This is a genomic window from Paenibacillus glycinis (assembly GCF_009909185.1).
GTDB classification, from domain to species: Bacteria; Bacillota; Bacilli; order Paenibacillales; family Paenibacillaceae; genus Paenibacillus_Z; species Paenibacillus_Z glycinis.
In genome coordinates this window covers 70,296-89,799 of the sequence record NZ_JAAAMV010000018.1, presented here as the reverse complement: position 1 = coordinate 89,799, position 19,504 = coordinate 70,296, and the positions used below count along the sequence as shown (strand labels likewise).

The following is a 19,504-nucleotide window of genomic DNA, read 5'->3' as shown; positions in this document are numbered from 1 at the left end:
GTACAGAGAGAAAGCGGCTGCAAGGCCGATGAGAGGAGCGAGTACGACCTTTGCAGGAATTTGAGTTCGGAAGGATCTTTTGGAATCTTTGCATCGTCCTCATTTTAGTGCTGTTGAACGGCTTTTTCGTCGCCGCGGAATTTTCGCTCGTGAAAGTAAGGCAGTCGCGGTTGACCCAGCTGGTCAACGAAGGCAATTCGCGAGCGCGGTATGCGATCAAGGTCAATCAGCGCCTGGACGCGTATTTGTCGGCAACGCAGCTCGGCATTACGCTCGCTTCGCTCGGACTCGGCTGGGTGGGGGAACCGGCCATATCGGATCTGATCGTGGAGCCGCTCTTTCACTTGCTCGGCTTGAGCGACGGAGCGGTCATGCATACCGTGTCGGTCGTGATCGGCTTCTTGGTCATTACGTTCCTGCATATCGTGCTCGGGGAGCTGGCTCCGAAATCGCTGGCGATCCAGAAATCCGAAGGCACGTCGCTGTGGGCATCCATGCCGCTGCTGTACTTTTACCGCGTCTTCCTGCCGGCGATTTGGCTGCTCAACGGTTCCGCCAACGGGCTGCTTCGCATCTTCGGCGTCAAGCCGGCGAGCGAGCACGACTCGGCGCATACGGAGGAAGAAATCCGCATCCTGATGGATCAGAGCGCGAAGAGCGGGATTATCGACAAGGACGAGCTGAAGCTGTTCGACAACATTTTCGAATTTTCCGACCGGCTGGCCCGCGAAGTGATGCTTCCGCGGACGGACATGGACTGCCTGTATGCTAATCTGCCGTTCGACGAGAACATGAAGATCGTCTATGCGACCAAACATACGCGTTACCCGGTCTGCGTCGAAGACAAGGACCAATTGATCGGCTTCGTACATATTACCGATCTGCTGACGGCAGACCCGGACGAAGAACACACGATGACCAAATTCCTCAGGCCGATCCTGAACGTGCCCGAGTCGATGGAAGTCAGCCACGTGCTGAAGCTGATGCAGCGCAAGCATTCGCAGCTGGCGATCGTCGTCGACGAATACGGCGGGACGGCCGGGATGCTGACGACGGAACAGATTCTCGAGGAGATCGTGGGAGAGATCCACGACGAATTCGACAACGAACAGCCGGAAATCATCGTGAAGGGCGACGTCACCTCCGTGGAAGGCCGCATGCTGATCGAGGAAATCAACGACATGTTCAACCTCGAGATCGAGGACGAAGACGTCGATACGATCGGCGGCTGGCTGTTCACGGCGTTGGAGGGCAATCCGGAGCGAGGCAAGAAGGTGAATTTTGACGGCTACGTCTTCGAGGTCGCGGAGAGCGAGCCGCTGCGCGTGCTGCGCGTCTTTATTTACCGCGCCAAGGTGGAGGAGCCCGGAGTGTTGCTATTGGAAGAATGAGGTAATATTGGTTGTTAAAACGGAGAAGAGCTTATGTCCTCGGACAGGAGCTCTTTTTTCGTTGCGCGCAATATTACCCGGGAAATCAATTATTTAATGGGCGTCCAAGCAAATTCGCCTAATGGCGGACATAAGTATAGGAGTGGTAAGCGAAGTCCGCAAAAACATCATGAGGAGGGGGAAGCGAAGTTGAACGCTGTTAAACCGACGCGCGATTGGTATCCCTTTGTTGGTCCGTTTGACCCATGCCCGCCCAAATACGTCAAAACCTATTACGTTGCGCCGAACCAGTACATCCCGTTTCAGCCGATGAATTTGCCGCAGTTTTCGCTCGCGGACGCGCTGAAGCTGGGTACCTTATGGCCGGCGCTTTACGGGCCCTACGAATCGAAATGCAATGCGAGGGGGCCGGAACAAGATGAATAAACAGCTGGACGAACAGTATTATCAGAAGCTGCTCGAGCTGCAGCAGCTTGATTTCGGGCTGGTCGAGCTGACGCTCTATCTCGATACGCATCCGAACGACCTTCAAGCGCTCCAGCAGTTCAATCAGCTGGCCCAGCAGCGCCAGCAATGCGCGCATCAATTCGAGATGCAGTACGGGCCGCTGCTGCAATTCGGGCTGAGCTATTCCAAATTTCCGTGGCAGTGGGTCGAAACGCCGTGGCCGTGGCAGGTGTAAGGATCATCCGAAGGAGGCGGGACGCTCGTGTGGATTTATGAGAAGAAGCTTCAGTATCCGGTGCGCGTGAGCAAATGCGATCCGCGGATCGCGCGCTATCTGGTCGAACAATACGGCGGCGCGGACGGGGAGCTGTCGGCGGCGCTCCGGTACATGAACCAGCGTTACAGCATCCCGGACAAGGTCGTCGGATTGCTGACGGATATCGGAACCGAGGAATTCGCGCATCTGGAAATGATCGCGACGATGATCTACAAGCTGACGAAGGATGCGACGCCGAAGCAGCTGGAGGACGCGGGGCTTGGGCCGAACTACGTGAACCACGACAACGGCATGTTCTACAACAACGCTTCGGGCGTCCCGTGGACGGCGGCCTATATCGCGACCAAGGGCGATCCGATCGCCGACCTATACGAGGATATCGCGGCGGAGGAAAAAGCGCGGACCACCTACCAGTGGATCATCGACATGACGGATGACGTCGATCTGCAGGACGGATTGAAATTCCTGCGCGAACGGGAAATCGTCCATGCGCTGCGCTTCAAAGAAGCGGTCGAGATCCTCAAGGCGGACCGCGACACGAAAAAAGTGTATTGAGGTCGAGCGGGAGGCTCTTGCGGCTGCGAAGGCTGCGGGAGCTTTTTTAGCTGCCTGTTCCCTCTATCCGGAGCGTTACGACGAGCTGGATATGAGCGCGATCCGGCAAAACCTGAAGGCGGTCAAAAACAAGCATGTCTACGTGCTGGATGGCCAAAAGTGGCTCGATTCCTCGTCGACCGGCCAAAGCATGGCGCTGGACGACGCCAAGCCGTGATGCCGGTTGTTCGCCGCTTCAGGTTCAACGATTCCCGAAATCGTCATAACCGGTTTCGCGCACATCGGGCGCGAGCCGGTTTTTTTGCGTCCGGCAGGCGGCGGAATATCGCCGATCTTGACGCTTCCGCACTACTTTTGTCGTATCCGACGCCATGGTGAAACTTTCGAGAAAAAATTCGCGTTTATTAGGTAACCGCATGTCGGATTGGATCTAAGGAGGGCGAAGGAGTGGGCACGAAGATTAGCGCCGAGATCGCAGGCGTCTCGCCCGGCGGGCAGCTGCAGGGCAAGAGACTGCCGTCGCGGCAGGCCAAGCGCAAGAGGAAGTGGGTACGCATCATGGCCGTCGCGTTCGCGCTGTTCTTGGCGATCGGCGCAAGCGGAGCGGTCTGGCTGTTTCTGACGCCTTCCGGAACCGACTTCCGCTACGTGATGGCGGATACCATAATCACGACGCAGCATCGGAAATGGGCGAAATATATTATCGGGCAAGAGGCGCTGGACGCGCGCGTGCAGGCGTACCAGAACCGGTTCAACGAAATGGGCGAGGAGCGGGATACGCACGAGATTCATCCGTCCGCGCCGGGCACGGGAACGCCGGTGCCCGCATCCGGCGCCGACGAGGCCGGACAGGAGGAGCAGGAGAAGCCGCTCGTCGAGATCGAACAAATCTCAGGACACGGCTACAGCGGCTACGTCATGACGGTCAACGATCCAACGAAGATCCGCATCGCCGTGCCCGAGAAGCCCGGCAGGGGCGAGCGTGTCTTGAGCATGGTGCAGCGAACCGGCGCCATTGCCGGGGTCAACGGAGGCGGCTTCGCCGATCCCAATTGGGAGGGCAACGGGTTTCAGCCGATCGGCATCGTGATGTCCGGCGGGCAGTTGTTTTACAGCGACTTGGGCCGATCGAACGCGACGCAGGTCGTCGGCATCGACGGCAGCGGCAAAATGGTCGCCGGCCGCTATTCGCTGAACGAATTGCGGCAGATGGGCGTGAAGGAAGCGGTCACGTTCCAGCCGCGCATCATCGTGAACGGCAAAGGCCTGATCAAGAACGCCGCCGACGGTTGGGGCATCGCTCCCAGGACCGCGATGGGCCAGCGCGAGGACGGCGCGATTTTGTTCGTGGTCATCGACGGCCGGCAACCGGGCCACAGCATCGGGGCGAATCTCTACGACGTCCAGCAAATCCTGCTGGAACGGGGGGCGGTTATCGCCGCGAATCTCGACGGCGGTTCCTCGACGGTGCTCGTGAAGGACGGCGCGGTCCTGAACAAACCGTCTACCAAGAGCAGCGAAGGCCGGTACCTCCCGAGCGCGTTCCTGGTCTTCGAGCATCCGGAGCAGGCCGATATCCGCAACGTCTGGGAAGGGCTGAAGCCGGGCGACATCGATCCCGGGAAGTGGTAAACCGGGCGGCCGGGCACGGGCCGCGGTGCTGGCGCCGGCAATGGGGACCGAGCCGTTTCCTTCTTGCGCGGCGGTCTTCTTTTCCAGTATGATTAAGGGCATCACAGACGCGAAAAGGAGATTTCACCATGCTCAGCAGCGAGACGCTTCCGCGGCCGGAAGCTTTGATTTTCGATATGGACGGCACGTTGTTCGAAACGGACACCCTGCTCAAAGGGGTGCATGACCGGATATTCGCGACGCTTCGGGCGGAGGGGTTGTACATGCAGCCGACGCCGCCGGTGGAGAAGCTGCTCGCTTGCCTCGGGATGCTGCTGGCGGACATTTGGCGCATCGTCATGCCGGACGGTTCGGAGGCCGCCCAGCGCCGGGCGGACGAGCTGATGCTCCGCTACGAGATCGAGGGGCTAGAGAATGGAGAAGGGCGGCTGTACCCGCATGTCGCGGAGACGCTGAGGGAGCTGAAGGCGCAGGGCTTCAAGCTGTTCGTGGCGAGCAACGGGCTGGAGCTTTACGTCAAGGAGGTCGCCCGCTTCCGGGGCATCGCGCCGTTGTTCGACGGCTTGTACAGCGCCGGCGAGTACGGCACGGCATCCAAGGTGCATCTCGTGGAAAGGCTGCTTCGGGACCATGGCGTCCAGTCGGCGTGGATGGTCGGAGACCGCTCGTCCGACGTGGAAGCGGGCAAGAAGAACGGCCTCCAGGTCGTAGGCTGCGCCTATGCCGCGTACGGCCGACAGGAAGAACTGAGCGGCTCCGACGCGCTGATCACGGATTTCCGCCAGCTGCTGGAAATGACCCGGCAGCCGTAACGCCAGAAAACCCGGCCTGCTCGCGGAGAGCGGACCGGGTTTTCATTGTTTTATTCGCTGCCGACGTGAATCGTGACCGCGCAAACCGTCGTCGGTCGAACCTTGGCGGCTCTTATATCGAACGAGTGCCGTCGTGCCTCGATCCCTCGAACCTAGTGCCGTCAAAATTCTGGCCGTCGAAACTCGAACCATCAAACCTCGAGCTATCGAACGTCGTGTCGCCGGACCCCGTGCCGTCGAACCTCATGCCGTCGAATCGCTTGCCGAATTCCGCGGACGTCTTCGCTTTCTCCCGCTTCTGCTTCTGGTCGTACATCCACACCGCGTATTCAAGCGGCCTGATGATGGCCCGCCGGTACGTCTCGCGCTCCCCGGCCTGAATGAAGACTTCGCGCGAAGGCTTGGGGTTGACCTCCAAAAGGAAGATCTGGCCCTTGCGGTCGATCGCCAAATCCAGCGCCAGCTCGCAGAGACGCCCGTAAGCGCGCTCCAGATACGCCGCGATCTCCACGCCGAGCTCCTCCGCTTTCCGTTTGACGGCCGTCACGGTCTCTTCGTTCTTGATCCAATCGCCGAGCAGCGTCTTCATCTTGACGGCTTGACCGCCGCCGTGCAAATTCGACGTGATGCTGCCGCTCGCGCCGATCCGGCCGGCGCAGCCCGTCACTTCCCATTCGCCGCTGCCGTTCTTCTGCACCAGCATCCGGTAATCGTGCACGCGGCCGCTCGGCAGCTTCAGCTGAATGCCTTGCTGCACCAGGTAGCGGTTTTCCCGCAGGTTCCACTTGGCCAGACGGCTGTGAATGCCCGACGTGCCGACCCGCTGCGGACTGACGATCCGCCTCGATTGGTCGCGCCCCTGAATGAGGTAGCTGCCGCTTTGCTCCTTCTCGATGCGGAGAATGCCTCGGCCGCCCGTGCCGTTGATCGGCTTCAGATAGACGAGCGGGTACTTCCGGATCAACTCCGTCAAGTCGCTTTGGCCCTCGTACAGTCGCGTGAGCGGCAGATGCGGCCGAAATTTCTCTTCGCGGCTCAAGGTTTTGTAGACCGTCCATTTGTTGCGCAGCACCCGGTTCAGGAAGGTCAAATGGCCGTATTTTTTGCGGAAATGGCTGAGCTGCACGAAGCGGTGGCTGCGCTGGATCCGGCACCGGTCGTAGATCATATGGGGAAAGGAACGCCATTTGCGGCTCCAGGTTTTCGAGGTCGTGTCATACATATGCGCGTGGATCCGATTCTGCGCAAAATTGACGTCGGCCGGCGTGAAGACGAAGATCTCGAGACCGAGATTTTTGCCGGCGTCCGTCATGCGGGCGTAAATGGACTTCTCTTCCATCAGGCCGCGGTCATTGAGATACAGGGTTAAAATGCCGAGTACCGGCTGACCCATAGTGTCTCCTCCTAAAAGTTTTACGAGTGTTTCGCAGCCGGGAATTCCGGCAAGAATAGCAAAACTCGCTTCGGAAGCATGCGCTTTAAGTTTGCGAGTGTCACGCAGCCGGGAATGCCGGCAAGAATAGCAAAACTCGCTTCGGAAGCATATGCTTTAAGTTTTGCGAGTGCGCTCGCAGCCGGGAATTCCGGCAAGAATAGCAAAACTCGCTTCGGAAGCATGCGCTTTAAGTTTTGCGAGTGTCACGCAGCCGGGAATGCCGGCAAGAATAGCAAAACTCGCTTCGGAAGCATGCGCTTTAAGTTTTGCGAGTGCGCTCGCGCTAATGTTCGAATCGAAGGGTCGGCTTGCCGGTAGGACCGGTATGCAGGCTGACGGCCTTCATGCCCGCGCGGAAGCACATATTCATGCTGGCGGGATTGTCGGAGGCGACGCTGCAGGTAAGTCGGCCCAGGCGGCGATGCAGCGCGCGCAGCAGGAGGCTGCCGGTCCCTTGGCCCCGGCATTCCGGAGAGACGACGACGAAGCAGGCGCGCTCGCCCCCGTCTTCCGCGAACGCGACGGCCGCAAGCCGCCCGTCTTGAATGGCGACGGCAACCGCCGCCGCCGCATCGCCGGAGCGGCCGTTCGCGGCGGCCAAGCGGGCGGGAGGCAGCGCGTTAAGCGCGGCTAGCCCCGCATGGGTAATGCGGCTGTCGCCGTACCTGTACAGAAAACGGGTGATTCGTTCCTTGGACGACGACCATTGAGACGGCGACAGCAGCTTTACCTGCATGCTTGTTCCCTCCTCGCTATTTGTCCTTCGTTTTCAACAAATAGCTGCTATATTGAAAGATCCGCTCCAGCGAACGCTTGCGAATGTCCGGCTCGTCGAATTTCATCGGCTTGGCGTTGGCTTCGAAGAACCAGATGTTGCCGGCTTGATCGATGCCGAGATCCATCGACATCTCGGCCAGGCTGCGCCCGGAGCCCCGTTCGATCTGGCGAGCGATGACGAGCGCCGTCGAGCGGGTCTTAGTAAGAAGTTTATTAGCTTCGTCTTGGCCAAATACGCCGACAAGCAGTTTCTCCGGATCCTCGATGCTGCCGCCGCGGGGCACATGCGTCGTGATGCTCATCGAGCCGGCCAGCCGAGCGCCGATGCCGGAGATATCCCATTGGCCGCGCTGGTTTTTCTGGATGAGCGCCCGCAGGTCGAAGGACCGGTCGTTGTACGCGGCAAGCTGGATGCCCTGCTGGGCGATATAGCGCTCGCCGCTGCTTTCCTTCTTGATGCGCGTCCACAGCTTCGAGATCGTCCCGCAGTTGTAGGTGGTGCTTCCTTTGTTGCCTTGGATTTTGAGCCGATACGGGAGCGGCTTCTCGGGCTGCAGCTGGATCGTCATGATGCCCTTGCCGGCCTTGCCGCTGACGGGCTTCAGATAGAGAAACCGGTGGCGCAGCATCATCCGGCCCAGACCGCTGACCGTCAGCATTCGGCTCGTGGCGGGGATGAAGGGCTTCGTGTTCTTGGACTGGCGCAGCCATTTGAACAGGCTCCACTTGTTGAAGAACTTCGGATTGAAGATTTGCACGCGGGGATTCCTGAGACAGGCGGCGATCTTCCGTCTCACCTCGGGCTGCAGCTCATCCTCGCGGAGCGGAATGCGGTTGTAGATCAACTCGGGAAAAGGGAATTTCTGCACCAGCCACGCATCCGAGCCGGGATCGTACGTATAGCCGTTCAGCGACTTGCGGCCGAGCTTCAGCTGTTTCACCGTGAGCACGTAAACGAGGAAGCCGTTGTCCCTGCCCGCGGCGATCAAATCGGCGAAATTCTGGCGGTTGCCGCGAAAGAGCTGCAGGTCATCCTCGATCGTAAGAATGGCGAGAACCGGCTGTTTGGCTCTGGTAAGGGCCGAGCTTTCCGCCGTATCCTCTTGTATGACAAAGGCCATCAGTCATTCCCTCCCTGTTCCTTGAACTTGCTCAGGTACAGGCAGTGCTCCAGAATGTGCGACATGGAATCCCGGCCCTGCGACCGGAGAGACGGATGGCTGAAGATCGATCTGCCCGGCTTGGCGTTCGCTTCGAACATCCAGATATCGCCATCCTTGTCGATGCCGATATCCAGGCCGAGCTCGCCGAGGGTATGCGGGAAATTCCGCTCGATGGCTTGCGAGAGTTTGATGGAGACCGCTTTGGCTTTCGACAGCATGTCGTCGGCCCGGTCGCCGAATGCCCGGCTCAGCGCCTGCTCCGGCGTCAGCAGCGATCCGCCGTTCTTGATATGGGTCGTGACGCTGCCGCGGCCGGCTTTCTTGGCGCCGATGCCGACGGGAACCCATTCGTTGCTGCCGTTCTTGTGCATGTGGAAGCGGAAGTCGATCGGGCAGCCGTCGATCTCGATCAACCGCACGCCCTGTTGGCTGACATAGCGTCCGAGCCCGCTGCCGTGGCGCGATTCCAGCATCTTCATCAAGCTGTTGAAGTTCGTGAACCGCAGCAGCACGTTCGTGTTGCCGCGCCGGTAGCGGGCGAAATAGCCGCGCTTCGGATGATAGGTGAGCCGGTAAATGCCGATGCCGAGGCTGCCGGCCGTCGGTTTGAAATAGACGAACTGATGGTTCTCCAGCATCTCCTTGATTTTCTCGGAGCGCGGGTTATTGACGGATTCGGGCAGATGCTCGAGCGCTTCCACGTCTTTGTCCAGCAGCTTATACACGTCGGATTTGTTGAAGAAGCTCCAGTTGAAGAACGGCACGCCTTTGCGGATGAACCGTTCCCGCATGGACATGATCGAGGCCGTCGTTTCCGCGTAGCGGCTCGGCAGCCGGTTATAGACGACGTTCGGAAGCGGCACGACCTTGCGGTACCAGCTGCCGGCGCTGTTCAGAAAATAGCCGTTGACCGTTTCTTTCGTCCAATTCACGTCCCGGGGCGTGAAGGCGAAGACGTAAGCTTTGTTCTCGCCCATGCGGATCAGCTGGCGAATGTAGCCGGAGCGCGAGCCGAACGGAGAATCGCTCTTGCGGGTGCCGTCGGTAAGGACGCCGATCAAGGGACCGAGCTGCAGATCGTTGTCTTCGCCCTGCACGTAGGAAATGCTGCCGGCTTTCGGGACTTTGATCGTTTGGCGCACGCCGGCGGACAGATAGAGATGGTTGCCCTGGCGGTTGATGGACTTCACCGCTGCCGTGAGGGTTTCGTGGCCGAACTTCAGTTGAATCGTCTTTTTGCCGGACAGCTTAAGGGATCGAAGGAGTGAGCCCGACAGGTAGACGATGCGTTCATTTGAGGGTGAGAAGTGTACATGACAAGATGTCAAACTCATGGATGAACCTCCTGGATGTATCTCCTTTGAATTCGGGTGGACGGGTAAACGGGTCGCTGGCGGGAGGCCAGCAGCATCGCGTAATCGATTGGACGACGAACGGCCAGCTCGGCGGTCTCGGCGTCGCTGTCGAAGGATTGTCGTCCCGGCTTGGCGTTGGCTTCCAGCAGCCAAAGCCGGCCATGGGGCTCAAGGCCGAAATCGAGGCCGAGTTCGGCCAAGCGGCCGAAATGCTGTTCCAGGGCGGCGGCGTATCGTTCGCTTGCTCCGCGGATGCGCTGCACGAGCGTTGCGGCTCCGTCGTCGCCGTACCTGGTCTTGAAGGCTTCCTCCGCTTGGACGGCCGTTCCGCCGCCGTGCAGGTTGGCCGTGACGCTGCCGGGACTTCCCCGCCGCACCGCCGCGCCGGTAAAGCGCCAACGGCCTTCGCCGTCTTTTTGCATGAGCGCCCGCACGTCGAAGGAACGTCCTTCCCCGTCGGTCAGCTCCAGGCAGGGCTGCACCAGATAAGGCGCCGCGGACGCGAACCGGTCGATCCAGCGGCCGAGCGCGGATCCGTCGGCGAAGCGGCGGGCCAGCGGACGGTTATGCCGGTCTCTGCCGTCGATCCGCCAGCCGTCCCCGTCCGCGAGCAGCCGCAGCGCGCCTTTGCCGTGCATGCCCGCGGACGGCTTGAGGAACAAGCCTGCCGGATGGCGCTCCAGAAGCGCCTCGAGCCGGGCGGCTCCTTCGTAGGGCTGCGTCTCGGGCAGCCAGCGCCGCAGGCCGGGTTCCTGCTGCAGGGCGTGGTAGACGTCCAGCTTGCCGGGAAGCGAACCGTTCAGCAGCGTATATCGCTTCCGGCGGCTCAGCCGATTCAGCGCTTCGTGAAACGAACGGGCCTGCGCCGACGACGACGGCAGCGCCCGGTCGTAGACCACGTCGGGAAGCGGGAAGCTGCCCGCCTGCCATTCGTCGCCCTGCAACCGATAGCCCGCGATCCGCTCGGAATCGGCGGCAGCGGCCTCGGAGGCGCAAAACAAAAACACGAGCATGCCGATCGTATGCCCGTAGGCGCACAAGCGGCGGCAAAAGTCGTCTTCCGGCATGGCGCGCGGAGGGCCGCTCAAGCCGGCGCCTTCGGCTTGCCGCCGGCTGATCATGATGCCGAGGATGCCGGATCGTGCTGGCTCAGCCATATCCGCTTCCTCCTTTAGCTTTAAAATTCGGCCAAGTGCCGTGCGTAGCGAATCATATTGCGGACGGAAGGGCGGATTTTCTGATCCTGCAGCGGCGTGTTGTCGTTTTTGGACGGTTTGGAATTCACTTCCAGAAGCCAAACGCGGCCATGCGTATCCAGCGCGAGATCGATGCCAAGCTCGCCGAAGTGCGCGGGAATGAACATGTCGACGCCGTGGGCGATGTCAAGCGCCGCGCGCGAGAGCTTCCCGGGCGCTTCCTGGCTGCTCGTGCCGGACAGATTGGAGCGGCCGACGGCTTCGCGTACCGTGCTCAGCGTGCCGCCGCGCGCCAGGTTGGAGACGAAATGATGGCTGCCCGCCGTGCGGGCGACGATGGACGTCAGCACCCATTTGCCCGTCTCGTTCTTCTGCACGAGCGCGCGAAAATCGACCGGGCGTCCCATGATGTCGATCAATTGCAGCCCTTGCTGAATTTGATACCGGACGGTTTTCATCTTGCCGGAGATCGAGCCGTAGAGCTTGAGCAGGCTGCTGAATTGATGCCTGCGCGTGCCGCCGACCGTGGCGTACTGCGCGGAATACGCTTCGCCCTCCGTCCGCGTGATGCGGATAATGCCTTTGCCCAAACTGCCCCGGACCGGCTTCAGGAACACGGTATGGTATCTGTTGCACATCGTCTTGAGCATCGGGAAATTTTTGAGCACATGCGATTCGGGCAAATATTTCACCAGCGAAGGGTCCTTCGCGAGCGCTTCGAACACTTCCGGCTTGTCGAGGAATTTCTCGTTGAAGACCGTGCTCCTGTGCCGCACCTTGACCTCTTGGATGAATTCCTGCACGTTGGGACGGTTTTCCAGCTTGCGCGAGGTAAGCCGGTTGTTGACGACGTCCGGCGACGGCAGGAAGGCTTTGCGCCAGCCGTCGGCGTACACCCAGCCCTCGACGGTATTGAAATTGCCTTTCAGGTGATGCGGGGTGAAGAAATACACATGGGCGCCCTGCGCGGCGCAGGCATCCACCAGCTCTTTGCAGAACATCGTAATGGAGCCGAACGGCCGATCGCGATGCTCCGGGTCGTCTCGGCTGATCAGCACGCCGATCAGCGGTCCCAAGGCAAGCACGGCTTCGTCGGCGCGGTAGCGGATGCGAAGGTTGGTACTCTCCAGAAGCCCCATTTTTCTCGCGAGACTCTGTCCGATCCGCATGCCGTCGAACCGTTCGACCGGAACGACCTTGACGTATTGGCGCATAGCCCCGAATTTAAGCGTCACCGGCTGACCTTGCGGGATTTTCCATTGTCTCAGATAGGCGTCGCCGAGCATGATGGCGTCATCCGGCAGAATGCCAGGACTGATAACCTGCACGGCAACTTTCGATTTCAGCATCGACGGATCTCCTTCCATGCCGGAGGATGATGACGTTTTGGCCAGGGGTCCATAGGGTTTTGACACGAATTAGTTCATCATATGAGGACATCTACCCCTTGGTGATTGGCGGACAGAGCCGATTTCGAGATAAAATAACGGTTCCCGGCGCCCAAAGAACCGTGCGTGCGGGCTGCCCTTTCTGCTAAAATGAAACCAAACAAGCAGGGTAAGGCGAAGAAAGACAAGGAGGGAACGCCGTGGGATCCGCAGGCAAATCGCCCGAAGCGCAAACGAAGCACGAGCGGTTGATGGAATACATTCGCCAGCTCGAGATCGGCACGAAGCTGTCCGTGCGCACGATGGCGGACGAGCTGGAAGTGAGCGAGGGAACGGCGTACAAGGCGATCAAGGAAGCCGAATCGACGGGGCTGGTCAGCACCAAGGAGCGGATCGGGACCGTCCGGATCCAGCGGCGCAACCGCGAATCGCTCGACCGACTGACGTTCGGGGAAGTGGCCGATATCGTGCAGGGCGAGCTGTACGGCGGCGCCGGCGGACTGGAGAAGACGCTCCACAAGTTCGTCATCGGCGCCATGGAGCTCGACGCCATGGTCCGCTATATCGACGCGGGCAGCTTGCTCATCGTCGGGAACCGGCAGGGCGCGCACCGATGCGCGCTGGAGCAGGGAGCGGGCGTGCTCATCACGGGGGGGTTCGGCACGAGCGAGGATATCAAGCAGCTCGCGGACGAGCTCGGCCTTCCGATCATCTCTTCGAAGCATGATACGTTCACGGTCGCCTCGATGATCAACCGGGCGATGTTCGACCGGCTCATCCGGCAGAAAATCATGCTCGTGGAAGATATCGTGACGTACACGCGGCACGTGGAAACGATGCGGCTCGGCGAGACGAAGGGCGATTACGTGCAGCTGGCCGCGCGCGTGGGCGGAACGCGGTTTCCCGTGTTGGACGAACGGGGGCGCGTGGTGGGCATGATGACGGCGAAGGATGCCGAGGGCGAGGACGACGGCCAGCCGGTGGAGAAGCTGATGACGCGCAGCCCCATTACGGCCGCGCCGAATATTCCCATCGCGTCCGCGGCGCATACGATGGCGGCCGAAGGGATCGATTTGCTGCCGATCGTGGACAAGAACCGCAAGCTGCTGGCGGCCATCAGCCGGGCCGAAGCGCTGGAGGCGATGCGGTATGCGGGCAAGCAAAAGGAATCCGGGGAAACGTTCGACGAGTTGATCGGCGCGGGTTTTCGGTTGAAGGAAGAGGGAGAGGATGGAGCTGATTTCCGGTACGAGGGACGAATCACGCCGCAGATGTCCGGCACGTTCGGGACGATCTCGGAAGGGGTGCTGGTCACGCTCATGACGCAGGCGGCCAGGGGGCTCATTCGGGAGCTGGGGAAGCGGGATTACGTGATCGAAAGCATGACGACGTACTTTGTCCGTCCGATCCAATTGGAGAGCGAGGTCGTGATCGTGCCGGCGCTGCTGGAGATGAGCCGCAAGAGCGCCAAGCTCGAAATCGAGCTGAAGGACCCCGGCGGCACGGCGGCCAAGGCGCTGCTCGCGGCGCAGCTGATCGATCCGTATTAGAGGATGTTCAAAATTCAGATCCGTTCTACCCTTTCATCGACCGGTAGACGCTGTTGTTGCGGAGGCCGGCGAACAGATTGAACAAGCCGATGACGATGATCAGTCCGCTGATGATGACTTTGACCGTCGAGCCCGTGAAGGCGAGCATCATGAAGAGGGCGATGAAGACTAGCATGACCCCCATGCTCATGTTGAGGCGCGCGCTTAGCATCCCCCTCAGGCGCGTGTCGGAGGCGCGGCGGGCTTTGAAGCTGAAATAGACCGACATCAGCGACGTGAGACAGATGACGAGAACGATGACCCAGTGTAAGGCATTGACCATGACGTGCGTGCAGCTCCTTTATCGTTGAACAAGCTTTCCGATTTGTTTCCCATTGTATCATGAAACGGGCGACAAGCGAAAACGCCCGTCGCCCATGCGGAGCGGCTGTTTTTGCGATGCTTGGGCGACGCTCGGCCGCGCTGCTAATGAAGCGTCATTTGAGCGGACGCTCGTAGGGCTTCGCGATGAACCAGACCTGCAGCACGTTGTCGACGACCAGCATCGTATGGATGCTCACGGTAAACTCCTTGTTGCCCCCGACGATGTATACCTTGCTGTCCAGCAGCAGCCTGGCCAACTCCGCGTTCGTGTTGATTTTGTAGATGCTCGTCCCCAGAAAGACGGAGAGGTCCTTCTTCAAACGGGTTTTGAGCGCCAGCCTCGTCCGCTCGTCAAACCCGTCTTCCGCCTCGTTTTCCTTCTGATCCAGCAAGATCGGCAAAATGCTCTTCACGACCGTATGCTGGTTCTTGAATTGATTCAGCTTCTCGATCCGGTCCTCGTAATCGATCAGTTTATCTTCCAATTCCGTATTCGTCGCGCGCAGCGCGTTGAAGTTCATGAAGAAGACGGCATGGTACGCCATGGCGCCGAGAATGCCGCCGAGCACGACGAAGGCGACGGCCTGCGTGAATCGCGCATAGCGTTCGAAAGGAGGCACGCGCATCCGCTAGACCGCCCCTCTGCAGAGCCAGCGAACAAGCTCCGTGCCCATGTGCGCGCCGAGGAAAGCGCAGAGAATGTAACCGATTTGCAGCACGACGGGCGAGAGATGGCCGTCCATCATGTTGCTTTCGATGACCCGCATGGGATCGATCGTCCCGCCGACGGCGGCGACGAGCGCCCATATTTTCAAGCGGGAAGCCGTATCGAGCATGATGGCGGCCGGGGCTGCCATGACGAACACGGATCCCATGCCGGCCAGCATCGAGCCGCCGAACACGACGCCGAAGGCGATGAAGAAATCGATCGTGGCTTTCGTGAAGAAAGAGTCCATGGTGCTTCGCTCCCTTCCGGTCAAGTCGGGGGGACGGGGCTTGTCCTCCCGGGATGCATGGGCGAGCAGTTGCGCGCGAGCGAAACGACCGGCCCCGGATGCATGGGCGAGCAGTTGCGCGCGAGCGGAACGACCGGCCCCGGATGCATGGGCGAGCAGTTGCGCGCGAGCGGAACGACCAGCCCTAGTCCCATTGTATGGGCGGGCAGGGCGCCAATATGATAAAATGATAGAAAATGATGCTCGTTTACGATAGAAAGAAGGAATGGCGATGAGCGGCGCACGCGAATTTGTACACTTGCATGTTCATAGCGAATTCAGCCTCCTGGACGGGGCCGCCCGGATCAAGGATCTGGTAGAGTCCGCCGCGGAGCAGGGCATGAAGGCGCTCGCGCTGACCGATCACGGCGTCATGTACGGCGCCGTTCCGTTTTACAAGGCGTGCCGGGCCCGCGGGATCAAACCGATCATCGGCTGCGAGGTCTATTTGACGACCGGCTCCCGTTTCGACAAAGGCACGCGCAAAGACAATCCGATCTATCACCTGATCCTGCTCGCCAAGAACGAGACGGGCTACCGCAATTTGATGAAGCTGAGCTCCATCGGCCATTTGGAAGGGTTTCACTATAAGCCGCGGATCGATTTCGAATCGCTGCGCGCGCACGCGGAAGGCTTGATCTGCCTCAGCTCCTGCCTCGGCAGCGAGATCGCCCAGCACCTGCTGCACGACCGGCTCGACGAAGCGCTTCGTTCGGCCGAGCGTTACCGCGCGATCTTCGGCGACGACTTCTACCTGGAGCTTCAGGACCACGGCATGCTGGAGCAGAAAAAAGTGCTGCAGGCGACGCTCGCGCTGGCGGAACAGACCGGCATCCCGACCGTCGCGACCAACGACGTGCATTACCTGCAGCCGTCCGATGCCGCGGTGCAGGACGTGCTGATCTGCATCGGCACCGGCAAAACCGTCGAGGACGACGACCGGCTGCAGATGCTGACGGACCAGATGTACCTGAAGCGCGCCGACGAGATGTTCCTCCAATTCCGGCAAGCGGAGGACGCGGTGCGCCGAAGCGTCGAGATCGCGGCGAAATGCGAGCTCGAATTGACGTTCGGCCGGGCGCTGTTGCCGGCGTTCCATCCGATTCCGGCCAGCATGACCTCGTCCGCCTACCTGGAAGCGCTCTGCAGGGAGGGCCTGGAGGCGCGGTACGCCGGCGATCCCGCCTGGACGTCTGACGAATCCACGAAGCGGAAGGCGCTCGAGCGTCTGCTCTACGAGTTGAAGGTCATCGACAACATGGGCTTCAGCGATTATTTCCTCATCGTCTGGGACTTTATCCGCTTCGCCCATGAGCAGGGCATCCGCACGGGTCCGGGCCGGGGCTCTTCGGCAGGCAGCCTCGTGGCCTACACGCTGAATATCACGGACGTCGATCCGCTCAAATACAAGCTGTTGTTCGAACGCTTCCTGAATCCGGAGCGCGTCTCGATGCCCGATATCGACATCGACTTCAACGACGAACGGCGCGACGAAGTCATCGGGTACGTGTCGGCGAAGTACGGCGACGAGCATGTCGCCCAGATCATCACGTTCGGCACGATGGCGGCCAAGGCGGCCGTGCGCGACGTCGGCCGGGCGATGGCGGTGCCGTTCGGCGAGGTCGACCGCGCGGCCAAGCTGATCCCGAATCAGCTCGGCATCTCGCTCGAAGAGGCGCTGCGGACCAGCGCCGAGCTCCGCGAGGCCTCGGAACGCCAGCCGAAGACGGCGGATCTGCTCCGCATGGCGATCAAAGTCGAAGGAATGCCCCGCCATGCCTCGACCCATGCCGCGGGCGTCGTCATCTCCGGCGAGCCGCTGACGAACTACGTGCCGCTGCAGGCGGGCACCGAACGAACGGCGCTGACGCAGTATTCCATGGAGAACCTTGAAGCCGTGGGTCTGCTGAAGATGGATTTTCTCGGCTTGCGCACGCTGTCCATCCTGGAGCGGGCGCTCGACTGGGTGAAGAAGCAGCAGGGCATCACGGTGGACTTCCGCTTTATCCCCGACGACGACCCCGTGACCTATGCGATGCTGGCCCGAGGGGAGACGACGGGCATTTTTCAATTGGAGTCCTCCGGCGTGCGCCGCGTGCTCCGCGACCTGAAGCCGACGCAGTTCGAAGACATCGTATCGGTCGTGGCGCTATATCGACCGGGCCCGATGGACTTTATTCCCAAATATATCGCAGGCAAGCACGGAGCGGCGGAAGTGGAGTACCCTCATCCGTCGCTGGAACCGATTCTCGCCGACACATACGGCATTATCGTCTACCAGGAACAGATCATGCAGATCGCGTCGTCGATGGCGGGCTTCTCGCTCGGCGAAGCCGACCTGCTCCGCCGCGCCGTCTCGAAGAAGAAGCGCGAGGTGCTCGACGAGCAGCGCGCGCATTTCGTCAGCGGGAGTTTGGGGCAAGGATATAGCGAGCAAGACGCCAACGCCGTCTACGACATGATCGTCCGTTTCGCCGATTACGGCTTTCCGCGCGCCCATGCGGCTGCCTACGGCGTGCTGGCGTTTCAGACGGCATGGCTGAAGGCGAATCACCCCGTGCCGTTCATGGCGTCCATGCTTGCTTCCGTTACGGGCAACCAGCGCAAGACGGCCGAATACGTCGACGAATGCCGCCGGATGGAGATCGAAGTGCTGCCGCCGGACGTAAACGAGAGCAGCGTGACGTTCACGCCGGTGAACGGCGCGATCCGCTTCGGCTTGGCCTCGATCAAGAACGTGGGCACGCAGGCGATCGAGTCCTTGCTGAAGGAGCGCGCGGAGCGCAAGTTCGAGAGCCTGCTGGACCTGTGCCGACGCGCGGATCTGCGCGTCGTGAACAAGCGCGTGCTGGAATCGTTGATTCAAGCGGGCGCGTGCGATACGTTGGGTGCCCACCGGGCGCAGCTTATCGCCGTGCTCGACGAGACGGTCGAAGCCGCGCTGAAGTGGCGCAAGGAACGCGAGGAGCTGCAGATCGAGCTGTTCGGCTTCGACGAGGTGCAGAACTGGGACGTCGAGCTGCCGGACGTCCGGCCGTTCACCACGGGCCAGCTGCTCGGGCTGGAGCGGGAGCTGCTCGGCATGTATTTGTCGGGGCATCCGCTCGACGATTTCGACGAGGCTTTGACCGGCCAGCCGATCGATCGCTTGGTCGACTTGGCGGAAGCGCCGGACGGCGCCTACGTGCTCGTCGCCGCGATGGTCGTGTCGAAGAAGCCCTTGATGACGCGCAAGGGCCAAGCGATGGCCTTTCTCGAGGTCGAGGATCGCATCATGCGCGTCGAGGCGGTCGCGTTCCCGACGGTATGGAAGCGGCACGAACAGCTGCTCGAGCCCGGCAATCTCGTCGTCGCGCTGGCCAAGCTGCAGCATCAGGACGAAGACTACAAGCTGCTGCTCGAGGACGCGATTTCGCTCGGCAGCGGCTTGTCCGGCGGCGGGCCGCCGAAGGAGCTTGCCGCGCAGCTGCAGCGGCTGCTGCGCTTCGGGCAGAGCCGGGCCGCGCGCGACAACGCGGCTCAAGGAGGCGGCGCGGCGGCAGCGCGCGATATCGGCGCAGCGCCGTCCGGCGCGCCCGATGCCCGTGCGGCGCGTACTGCCGCAGCGGCTTCTCCGGCGCAAGCCGTTCCGGGCGGGACCGGAAGGGCTTCGGGTCAGCGCGGTCCGGCAGGCGCCGCGGCTGCCGTTCCCGCGGCACCGCGGCCGAGCGCTGCCTCCGATGGCTCCGTAGCCGCGGAGCGGCATTCCGCATCAGCCGGCAGCGACCGCTCGCCGCGCCAAGCCAACGGCGAGGCTTCGGACAAACCGGGCGTCGCGCCGGCGAAACGGGTGCAGCGGCTCTATGTGAAGATCGTCGCGGGCCGCGAGGATTCCGCGGCGATGGAACGGCTGAAATCGCTGCTGACGGGCAGCGCGGGCCCGCTCGAGACCGTCCTGTTCTACGAACGGGAAGGCCGGACGGTGGCGTTGAGCGAAGCGTTCCGGGTGAAACCGTCGCAGCGGCTGCTGCAGGACATCGAGTCGCTCTTCGGCAAAGGCTCCGCGATCGTCAAATAACTCGCCGCAAGAAAGCGTGCTTCCGGACGGCATTGAGCGCTTGCCCGGATCATCGTTTATCGGCATGCACATGTTTCCGCATCTCCGCATACATTTAGGAGACACGGAGCT

General features: G+C 61.1%; 18 protein-coding genes. 9 read left to right on the top strand and 9 right to left on the bottom strand.

Features of this window, described 5'->3' with window-relative positions:
- The first annotated feature begins 50 nt into the window (after nucleotides 1-50).
- The 7 genes from GT019_RS19685 to GT019_RS19655 all read left to right on the top strand — a co-directional run bounded on the left by GT019_RS19685 (nucleotide 51) and on the right by GT019_RS19655 (nucleotide 5,114).
- Complete coding sequence (locus GT019_RS19685; protein ID WP_161744900.1) at nucleotides 51-1,391, top strand: hemolysin family protein; 1,341 nt, start codon at nucleotides 51-53, stop codon at nucleotides 1,389-1,391.
- 189 nt (nucleotides 1,392-1,580) lie between these two features.
- The gene (locus GT019_RS19680; RefSeq protein ID WP_235948697.1) at nucleotides 1,581-1,817 is read left to right on the top strand and encodes a spore coat associated protein CotJA; all 237 of its coding nucleotides are present in this window, start codon (nucleotides 1,581-1,583) and stop codon (nucleotides 1,815-1,817) included.
- Nucleotides 1,810-2,073 carry a spore coat protein CotJB gene (locus GT019_RS19675; RefSeq protein WP_161744899.1) on the top strand — a complete coding sequence of 88 codons (264 nt, stop codon included), beginning with the start codon at nucleotides 1,810-1,812 and terminating at the stop codon, nucleotides 2,071-2,073. The genes GT019_RS19680 and GT019_RS19675 overlap by 8 nt, the downstream gene beginning before the upstream one ends.
- Before the next feature lie 27 nt (nucleotides 2,074-2,100).
- On the top strand, nucleotides 2,101-2,670 hold the full coding sequence (locus tag GT019_RS19670) for a manganese catalase family protein (RefSeq protein WP_161744898.1): 570 nt from the start codon (nucleotides 2,101-2,103) through the stop codon (nucleotides 2,668-2,670).
- A gap of 91 nt (nucleotides 2,671-2,761) precedes the next feature.
- Nucleotides 2,762-2,887 (top strand): hypothetical protein, encoded by a 126-nt coding sequence (locus tag GT019_RS32315; RefSeq protein WP_268896073.1) that lies wholly within the window; start codon nucleotides 2,762-2,764, stop codon nucleotides 2,885-2,887.
- Nucleotides 2,888-3,228: 341 nt separating this feature from the next.
- On the top strand, nucleotides 3,229-4,302 hold the full coding sequence (locus GT019_RS19660) for a phosphodiester glycosidase family protein (RefSeq protein ID WP_161744956.1): 1,074 nt from the start codon (nucleotides 3,229-3,231) through the stop codon (nucleotides 4,300-4,302).
- Between the two features lie 128 nt (nucleotides 4,303-4,430).
- On the top strand, nucleotides 4,431-5,114 hold the full coding sequence (locus GT019_RS19655; RefSeq protein ID WP_161744897.1) for an HAD family hydrolase: 684 nt from the start codon (nucleotides 4,431-4,433) through the stop codon (nucleotides 5,112-5,114).
- A gap of 112 nt (nucleotides 5,115-5,226) precedes the next feature.
- On the opposite strand, the gene GT019_RS19650 is transcribed toward GT019_RS19655, so the two are convergent.
- The 6 genes from GT019_RS19650 to GT019_RS19625 all read right to left on the bottom strand — a co-directional run bounded on the left by GT019_RS19650 (nucleotide 5,227) and on the right by GT019_RS19625 (nucleotide 12,389).
- Nucleotides 5,227-6,507: a YheC/YheD family endospore coat-associated protein gene (locus GT019_RS19650; RefSeq protein WP_161744896.1), complete on the bottom strand. Its 1,281-nt coding sequence runs from the start codon at nucleotides 6,505-6,507 to the stop codon at nucleotides 5,227-5,229.
- A gap of 325 nt (nucleotides 6,508-6,832) precedes the next feature.
- A complete protein-coding gene (locus GT019_RS19645) occupies nucleotides 6,833-7,285 on the bottom strand; it encodes a GNAT family N-acetyltransferase (RefSeq protein ID WP_161744895.1) in 453 nt (150 codons plus the stop codon).
- A gap of 16 nt (nucleotides 7,286-7,301) precedes the next feature.
- The gene (locus GT019_RS19640; protein WP_161744894.1) at nucleotides 7,302-8,447 is read right to left on the bottom strand and encodes a YheC/YheD family endospore coat-associated protein; all 1,146 of its coding nucleotides are present in this window, start codon (nucleotides 8,445-8,447) and stop codon (nucleotides 7,302-7,304) included.
- The gene (locus GT019_RS19635; protein WP_161744893.1) at nucleotides 8,447-9,823 is read right to left on the bottom strand and encodes a YheC/YheD family endospore coat-associated protein; all 1,377 of its coding nucleotides are present in this window, start codon (nucleotides 9,821-9,823) and stop codon (nucleotides 8,447-8,449) included. The genes GT019_RS19640 and GT019_RS19635 overlap by 1 nt, the downstream gene beginning before the upstream one ends.
- Nucleotides 9,820-11,001: a YheC/YheD family endospore coat-associated protein gene (locus GT019_RS19630; protein WP_161744892.1), complete on the bottom strand. Its 1,182-nt coding sequence runs from the start codon at nucleotides 10,999-11,001 to the stop codon at nucleotides 9,820-9,822. The genes GT019_RS19635 and GT019_RS19630 overlap by 4 nt, the downstream gene beginning before the upstream one ends.
- A gap of 20 nt (nucleotides 11,002-11,021) precedes the next feature.
- Entirely contained in the window at nucleotides 11,022-12,389 is a 1,368-nt protein-coding gene (locus GT019_RS19625) for a YheC/YheD family endospore coat-associated protein (RefSeq protein ID WP_161744891.1), read from the bottom strand.
- 290 nt (nucleotides 12,390-12,679) lie between these two features.
- Here GT019_RS19625 and GT019_RS19620 point away from each other — a divergent pair, with 290 nt between their 5' ends.
- Complete coding sequence (locus tag GT019_RS19620) at nucleotides 12,680-13,978, top strand: DRTGG domain-containing protein (RefSeq protein WP_161744955.1); 1,299 nt, start codon at nucleotides 12,680-12,682, stop codon at nucleotides 13,976-13,978.
- A gap of 25 nt (nucleotides 13,979-14,003) precedes the next feature.
- Here GT019_RS19620 and GT019_RS19615 read toward each other — a convergent pair whose 3' ends face one another.
- From GT019_RS19615 to GT019_RS19605, 3 genes are all read right to left on the bottom strand, one after another.
- A complete protein-coding gene (locus tag GT019_RS19615) occupies nucleotides 14,004-14,300 on the bottom strand; it encodes a YtpI family protein (RefSeq protein ID WP_161744890.1) in 297 nt (98 codons plus the stop codon).
- Nucleotides 14,301-14,454: 154 nt separating this feature from the next.
- The gene (locus GT019_RS19610) at nucleotides 14,455-14,967 is read right to left on the bottom strand and encodes a hypothetical protein (protein ID WP_161744889.1); all 513 of its coding nucleotides are present in this window, start codon (nucleotides 14,965-14,967) and stop codon (nucleotides 14,455-14,457) included.
- Nucleotides 14,968-14,970: 3 nt separating this feature from the next.
- A complete protein-coding gene (locus GT019_RS19605) occupies nucleotides 14,971-15,297 on the bottom strand; it encodes a YtrH family sporulation protein (RefSeq protein ID WP_161744888.1) in 327 nt (108 codons plus the stop codon).
- 271 nt (nucleotides 15,298-15,568) lie between these two features.
- Here GT019_RS19605 and GT019_RS19600 point away from each other — a divergent pair, with 271 nt between their 5' ends.
- Nucleotides 15,569-19,393, top strand: a complete 3,825-nt coding sequence (locus GT019_RS19600; protein ID WP_161744887.1) for a DNA polymerase III subunit alpha — start codon at nucleotides 15,569-15,571, stop codon at nucleotides 19,391-19,393.
- Nucleotides 19,394-19,504: the final 111 nt, after the last annotated feature.